This is a genomic window from Flavobacterium aestuarii (assembly GCF_040049115.1).
GTDB lineage: Bacteria > Bacteroidota > Bacteroidia > Flavobacteriales > Flavobacteriaceae > Flavobacterium > Flavobacterium aestuarii.
The window spans coordinates 1-6628 of sequence record NZ_JBDLZZ010000036.1; the positions used below are offsets into that span (position 1 = coordinate 1).

Genomic DNA, 6628 nt, shown 5'->3' on the forward strand with positions numbered 1-6628 from the left:
AGTCATATATAATTCTTAGACTACAAATTTCTGATTTTATTTTGACATTCCTCCCCAGGTTTTGTTCTTGATCCGAAGTTTGGTGCCTTCCTCGTTTTTTATCATACAAATGAGAGGAAGCTGTTTTTATAAGTACAAAAAAACCGCCAATAAAGGCGGTTTTGTTTTTTATAAAGGCCGAGAAATTACTTCACTTCACTTTTTTTAATTTCATTTACATATTTAGTCAATTTTTTACCATATAGTGAGTTGGCTACCTTTGGTGTCATGGATTTTTGAATCGTATCCAGATATTTGATGTTGATATCGTATATTTCAGCCAAGGCAATATAGGGCGAAACCTCATAATCTTTATGGTTTACAGCAAAATTGGTTGCATAGAGGTATTTGCGCTTGATGTTGTTTTCTTGTGCAAGAGCAATGCTGTCGATTGTTTTAGTGTTGTTGCTTTTTAATGCTTTAAATTTTTTCTCAATCAGTGTTAGGTTTTCATCATTAAAGCGAGAGTTTATTTTTTTGTATTCTTCAAATAATTCCTGATTTTTAGAACCTGTTATTTTTGCACTCGAAATAAACGAATCTAAGTTTGTATCAATATTAATTGTACCTGGTTCTGCAAAAAACATAATGTTATTGTCCAGGGAATTGGTTACCCCTCTATCAAGATACAGATATAACATTTCTGGTGATTTAAGGTCTATGTTGCTTTCGAAAGCAGAATTTCCGTCAATCTTGATGCTGTCAATAGCGGTAAGAACGGTGTCATTGTATTTTTGAATGTATAAAGTACCTTCTTTTAGCCCTTTGATATTTCCAGTAATATGCAGGTTTGTTTTAGATTCATTTTTGTTGCATGCAACTAAGAGGAGCAAAGAAACAACGGCAATAATAGAATTTTTCATGTGTAAGTAAATTGATTTTTGGAATCGTAATATGCAATTCATCTATGTCGAAGATAGCATTTTGGGTTTGTTTATTTTTGGCGCAAAATAAAGAAAAATGTTGAAATGAATAGTTTTAATGGATGTGAATTTAAAAAAAAAAATCCCATTCGCTGGAACGAATGGGATTTTGTGATGAGTTATGGCAATTATCCTTTCATCCAGGCTTGTCTTAATGCAGCTTTGGATGTATCAGTGGTTTCCAGTCCTTCTGTGTCAATATATGGAAATTTCACAGTTCCTTTTAGTACTTGTTCTTTCCCGTCTCTTTTAATTTTGATAGAAATTGGATCGTTTTCTTTCCATTTCTGGCTATCAGTAATCATTTCATAAATATTATCCAAAGAATACGGTTTGTCATTGATGGCAGTAATAATATCTCCAGCTTTAAGACCTAGTGACGTGTAAAAAATGTGTAATTCTTTGTCTGGAGCGACGAAAATTTCTTTATTTTCTTTGTTTACTCCTACATACGGAACTTGACCTTGCAGAAATATTCCCTCAGGTGTTTTTTTGATGATCTTTGTGATCCCTACTTTGGCCAGGTAATCATAGTATGGGATTGGAGTAGGTCCCGATACGTATTTGGTAAAAAACTCTCCTACCTCAGGATAAGTTAAGGAAGTTATTTTTGCAAATAAATCTGCGTCATTAAATGGTTTTGATACTCCATATTCATTTGATAATTGATGCATTAAATCCAATATCCCTCTTTTGCCATTGCTGCTTTCTCTGATTTGAATATCAAGGCACATGCCAATTAAAGCTCCTTTTTGATACACATTTAAATATTGTGCTTTGTATGGCTCAGTCAAAACATTGGCACTCATTGTTGTGAAAGGCATAGTATCGTTCATCTCATTAGCTCCTTGTATTTTTTCGGAAATACGGGAATAGAATTCATTTTCATCAATTAATCCCTGATTGATTTGGAATAAATTGGCAAAATATTCTGTGACACCTTCGTACATCCATAAATGCTGAGACATTTTTGGAGCGTTATAATCAAAATACTGGATTTCTTTCGAGTGAATGGTTAATGGGGTTACAATATGAAAAAATTCATGTGAAACTACATCTTTCATCTGTTTTACCAATTCGTCTTTTGGCATCATTTCTGGCATGACAACTGTTGTCGCTGTAGGGTGTTCCAGTGCTCCAAAACCTTTTGCATCTGTTGGAGACATTGTCGAAAGATATAAGATAACTGTATATTTTTTTGTAGAATTGACTTTTCCTAAAAATGTTTTTTGGGCAGTCATCATTGTTTTCATTTCAGGAGTAATGCTTTCTGCAGTAATTTTTCCTGATGGTGAGTAAACCGCAATTTGGATATCCATTCCATCAACTGTAAAAGTGGTGTAATCCGCTTTAGAGTACATGATGGGATTTTCCAATAATTCCGAATAGAGTGGCATTTCAAAAACATCTGTTGTAGACGATCCATCTTTATCGATCATTGATGTTGCTCCCCAAAGTGTTGCGGGATGTGTAATAATAACTTTGTATGGAGTTTCTTTTTTATCCTGAAAATAACCTACAAAACCATGTAAATTCAACATGAAGTTTTTGCCAGCGTCAATATTTGTTCCAGCAGGAGAGAACACATCGTCTTGGCCAAAACCTCGGCCTTTTTCAGTATCGTATGTGTCGTTGACTAGATAAGTGATTTTTACTAAAGCTTTTGCGTTTTTGATTAACCAGGTATTATCATCGTTTTTTGAAACTGTCAATAAATTGCCTTTTTTATCATAAGCTTTGAAATCAGCTGTATACTTTCCATAATCATCTACCGAATATGTTCCTGGAACCGTTTTCGGAAGGCTGTATGTAATTTCATCTGTTGTGATTTTTGGAGCTTTTACTGTAACCAGAACCTGGTCGTCTTTTACATCAGTAAGATTGATGCTGACTTCGATTGCTTCTTTTTTTGAATCTGCCGGTTTTGTTATGTTTGCTTTACTCGTCCAGATTAAGGAGGTAAAAGCAAGTGTAAAGAGTATTTTTTTCATTTTATCTATGTTTGTTTTGTAGATTAGTATTACAAAATTTTAAAAAGTTACAAAAATGTATAAATAAATACTTTTGAGTTACAAAAGTTTAGCTGCGGTCTTTGTGGAATTAATTCAATAAAAAACTCCTGATAATACAGGAGTTTTAAGGTTTGGTTAGTCTAGTTTATTCTTTATGTAATATTTTCCATCAAGGTCTTCATCAAAATCATCTATTTTTAAAGGCTTTGGCTTTGGTTTGCTCGCAATCGCCTTTTTTTTCCACATCTCATATTTTTCGGCCGGCATCTTCTTTTTCATAATTTCAAGAACCTCCTTTTCAGCCAATCCAAATTCTTTATGAATAATTTCAAATGGATTTCTCTCTTCCAGGGCCAATGCAATCAGTCTTTCTGTTTGTTCCCAGTTTAATTCTTTGCGGTTACTCTTTTTCATCAGGTGAAAATTAATTCAATAGGGTTTAATGTTTAATAAAATGTTTTTAAATCTAATACCAATATTAATAAAAATTATAATTACTTTTTATTTTAGGTAAAAAAAAAATCATTTTTTTTGCTCTTTTGAATTAGTGATATTTTTAAGAAAGAATATTGAATATTCTTTTATTTAATGATTCTAAAAGTAAGATTTATTCGAGCTCCGATTGTTTTTTTTGTTTTAGGAATTTGATGTTTCCAGAAATGCTGTGTTGAGCCTTTCATTAACAGTAAGCTGCCGTTTTCTAGGATAATATTCTTTTTTTGTGAAGCATTATTATTATGCTTCAATTGAAAGTTTCGTTCGGCTCCTAAGCTTAGTGACGCAATTATTGGATTGGAACCCAATTCTTTTTCGTTATCGGCATGCCAGCCGTTTCCATCATTGCCATCTCTATAATAATTTAATAAAACGGTAGTAAAATTAACGTTTGAAACATTTTCGACAAGTAATTTTATTTTTTCTAATGATGAAGTCCAATGATGAGGATGCATGACAATATTAGAATAGGAGTAAGGCTTTTCTTCATTTCCATACAAAGCGGTTAGTCGAGGCTGCGGATATTTTTTGCCATAAACCATAATTTCATCCTGCTGCCAAGGAGTGTTTTCTAGTAATTCGAGAAAAAGAGAATTGGATTCTTCAAGCGAAAGAAAAGATGGAAAGTAGATAATTTCCGCATCTGGCAAGTTAAAAAATATAGGTTCGGATTGAAATAATGAATTCATTATACAAAAGTAAAGAGAAAAACAAAATACTGGATTTGTTTTTCCCTTTTAATTTTTTTTGTAAAATTCTATACTGCTGATTGCTATTGTACTTCCGAATGATCCTGCAATACTGTTTTGTAGATAAAACCAGCCACAATAGCACCCAAGATTGGTGCTGCCCAAAACAGCCAGACTTGTGATAGTGGTTCACCGCCTGTAAAAATAGCTTGCGATAATGATCGTGCTGGGTTTACAGAAGTATTAGTAATAGGAATGCTGATCAAATGAATTAATGTTAAAGCAAGACCAATTGCAGCTCCAGCAAATTTTCCATTCGCGAATTTATCCGTAGCACCTAGTATGATTAAAAGAAAAAATAAGGTCAATACAAATTCAGCTATAAAAGCGGCCTGTATAGAATATCCATCAGGCGAAAACGCATTATATCCATTTGTGGCAAAAGCTCCCGCTTTAGTGTTATCAATCATAAATCCAGCTTTTCCTGAAGCAATTGTAAAAAGTGTTCCTGCGGCTCCAATAGCTCCAATGCATTGAGCTATAATATAAGGAAGCAAATCTTTGGCTGGAAATCTGCCGCCTGCCCATAACCCAAATGATACGGCTGGATTAAAATGTCCTCCTGAAATATGCCCAACAGCATACGCCATAGTTAAAACAGTAAGTCCAAAAGCCAATGAAACTCCGGCAAATCCAATCCCTAAATCAGGGATACCTGCAGCAAAAAGGGCACTGCCACAGCCTCCAAAAACCAGCCAATACGTTCCGAAAAATTCTGCGAAAAGTTTTTTCATGATAAAAAAATTAAGTTAATAGATTATTAGTTAATTAATCAAAATTCTATCTCCAATACAATGTCTTTTAATTTAGTAAGAATTGTATGGATACGAATTTATAAAAAAAAAGTAACAGATATAACGATAACTTAATTCTTTTTAATTGATAATCAGTGGTGTTGAGGTTTTTTGAAATTCAAGTTCATCAGTACTATTGCTAATATAATGAGGAATATTCCAATCCATTGTATCAAGACGACTTCCTCGTGAAGCAGAAAATAAGCCATCAAAACAGAAACAGGAAGTTCCAATGCTGAAACTATGCTTCCTAGTCCAATGCCTGTAAGCGGAAAACCTGCATTCATTAACATTGGCGGAATAATAGTTCCGAAAAGCGATAATATAATTCCCCATTTTAGCAATATTTCAAAGCGGAATGATGTTTGCAGTGTGGCAATCGCAAATATAAAAACAATAGATGCTCCTCCAATAAGCATATACAAACTGCGTTGAGCCGAAGATATTCCTAATGCCACTCGATTGGCAGTAAACATTGTGGTCGTAAATGAACATGCTGCCAGCATGCCAAAAAGGAGTCCTCGCCAATCCAGCTGAATTTCATCCTGAAAAATGTTCGTTGCCAAAAGCGTTCCTGCAAGCACTACAAACGCTGCTGTGATTTTTTGTGTTGAAGAGATTTTTTTCTCCAGAAACATTTCCAGTACCAAGCCAATCCATACCGTTTGCATCAATAATATTATAGCAATAGAAACGGGAATATATTTTATCGACAGATAATAAAATACACTTGTCAAGCCCGTAGATGTTCCTGCAGTTATTAATTGCAGAATATTTTTTGGCGTAGCTTTAATAGCTTCGTTCTTGTTTTTGGCCTTTTGAAACGCATTAATAATAAGTATTCCAGCAATCCCTAATAGGAATTGAGAGATTGTAACTTCTGCCGTTGTATATCCTTCTTCATAAGCCATCTTTACAAATGTGGCAAGCATTCCATAGCTTGTAGCTCCTATGCCTACTAGAAAAACCCCTTTAAGCGTGTTGTTTTTAAACATAGTTGAGTGATTGATAATTAGAGGATTATTTTGCTTCAATACTAGAATGCTTTTCTTTCTCAATATTTATATGAGTAAGGTCACTCAAATGCAGACGCAAAGCATCAACCGAAATATTTATTTCCCAAAAGCAAAGAGCCAAAGAAATCAATAATGCAAGAAGGCTGAATCCAAATAAATAAATCCCGGTCAATTGATAATCCAAAAACAATACTAGCATCGTAAATACCGACAAAAATAAACTCAAGACACCTGCCATCTGCATAAAACGGATAATAGTGAGTCTTAAGTTAAGGTTTTTAATTTCCAGCAAAATAACCCGATTCTCTTTTTCCTTATACGCTTTCTTTAAACCGCGGATAATAGTAGCAAGAGTCAAAAACCGATTGGTGTAAGCTAATAATATTAAGGAAGTAGCCGAAAACAATAAAGCGGGAGTTTCAATATGAAGTATCATTCGTGTATTTTTTTAGACTGCAAAGGTCGCATTTTAAACAGTATTAAAACAGCTTCGGATTAAATTTTTTAGAATGCATGCCTGTGTTCAGGAGCATTCTCCAGCTGTCCACTATATCTATTGTCCCGAACCCCGGGACAATAGGATGCCGTTTCCATCTGGGC

The 6628-nt window shown here is 34.1% G+C and carries 7 protein-coding genes; all 7 read right to left on the reverse strand.

Going from position 1 to position 6628, the window contains the following annotated elements; genetic code table 11:
• Positions 1 to 185: 185 nt before the first annotated feature.
• The 7 genes from ABEG11_RS18835 to ABEG11_RS18865 all read right to left on the reverse strand — a co-directional run bounded on the left by ABEG11_RS18835 (position 186) and on the right by ABEG11_RS18865 (position 6464).
• Complete coding sequence (locus ABEG11_RS18835; RefSeq protein ID WP_348825731.1) at positions 186 to 902, reverse strand: DUF4369 domain-containing protein; 717 nt, start codon at positions 900 to 902, stop codon at positions 186 to 188.
• Positions 903 to 1090: 188 nt separating this feature from the next.
• Positions 1091 to 2953 carry a M61 family metallopeptidase gene (locus ABEG11_RS18840; protein ID WP_348825732.1) on the reverse strand — a complete coding sequence of 621 codons (1863 nt, stop codon included), beginning with the start codon at positions 2951 to 2953 and terminating at the stop codon, positions 1091 to 1093.
• Between the two features lie 156 nt (positions 2954 to 3109).
• Positions 3110 to 3388: a DUF2805 domain-containing protein gene (locus tag ABEG11_RS18845; protein ID WP_077370373.1), complete on the reverse strand. Its 279-nt coding sequence runs from the start codon at positions 3386 to 3388 to the stop codon at positions 3110 to 3112.
• Positions 3389 to 3555: 167 nt separating this feature from the next.
• The gene (locus ABEG11_RS18850; RefSeq protein WP_348825733.1) at positions 3556 to 4158 is read right to left on the reverse strand and encodes an alpha-ketoglutarate-dependent dioxygenase AlkB family protein; all 603 of its coding nucleotides are present in this window, start codon (positions 4156 to 4158) and stop codon (positions 3556 to 3558) included.
• A gap of 83 nt (positions 4159 to 4241) precedes the next feature.
• Positions 4242 to 4952 (reverse strand): aquaporin Z, encoded by a 711-nt coding sequence (gene aqpZ, locus ABEG11_RS18855; RefSeq protein ID WP_348825734.1) that lies wholly within the window; start codon positions 4950 to 4952, stop codon positions 4242 to 4244.
• 152 nt (positions 4953 to 5104) lie between these two features.
• Entirely contained in the window at positions 5105 to 6007 is a 903-nt protein-coding gene (locus ABEG11_RS18860; protein WP_348825735.1) for an EamA family transporter, read from the reverse strand.
• 25 nt (positions 6008 to 6032) lie between these two features.
• Complete coding sequence (locus ABEG11_RS18865) at positions 6033 to 6464, reverse strand: DUF2721 domain-containing protein (RefSeq protein WP_348825736.1); 432 nt, start codon at positions 6462 to 6464, stop codon at positions 6033 to 6035.
• Between the last annotated feature and the right edge of the window lie 164 nt (positions 6465 to 6628).